Origin of the sequence: Microbispora sp. CSR-4 (assembly GCF_008033685.1) — a bacterium.
GTDB lineage: Bacteria > Actinomycetota > Actinomycetes > Streptosporangiales > Streptosporangiaceae > Microbispora.
Genome location: NZ_VJVX01000250.1, coordinates 1 through 555, shown reverse-complemented (window position 1 = coordinate 555; position 555 = coordinate 1). Strand labels below are relative to the sequence as shown.

General features: G+C 76.4%; 1 protein-coding gene. It reads left to right on the top strand.

Translation table 11 applies throughout. The features are described 5' to 3' along the window. Positions 1–269: 269 nt before the first annotated feature. Positions 270–555, top strand: a 286-nt coding sequence (locus FLV34_RS39690; RefSeq protein WP_187280900.1) for an acyl carrier protein, incomplete at its 3' end; no start/stop codon positions are given.

Here is a 555-nt window from a genome sequence, read left to right as displayed (position 1 = left end):
CCACGACGCCCTCGCCCACCACCGCCACACCACCGGCCTCCCCGCCACCAGCCTCGCCTGGGGACTATGGGCCCACACCAGCACCCTCACCACCAACCTGACCTCGGTGGACCACGCGCGGATCAAGCGGACCGGGCTCAGCCCGCTCAGCGCCGCGCACGCACTCGCCCTGTTCGACGCCGTCGCCTTCCGCGACCCGGGCGTGCCCCTGGTCGTCCCTGCCGCCCTCACGGCCACGGCCGAGACGCCGCCGCCGCTGCTGCGCGGGCGTGCCCCTGGTCGTCCCTGCCGCCCTCACGGCCACGGCCGAGACGCCGCCGCCGCTGCTGCGCGGGCTCGTACGGCAGGCCCGCCCCGCCGTACGCGGCGCGGCGGCCGGGGGACCATCCCTCGCCGCCCGGCTGAACGGACTGACTCCGGACCAGCGGACCGAGGCCCTGCTCGACCTGGTCCGCACCGAAGTCGCCACCGTCCTCACCCACCCCGACCCCACCGCCATCCCCGCCGACCGACCCCTCATCGAACTCGGCCTCGACTCCCTCACCGCCGTCGAAC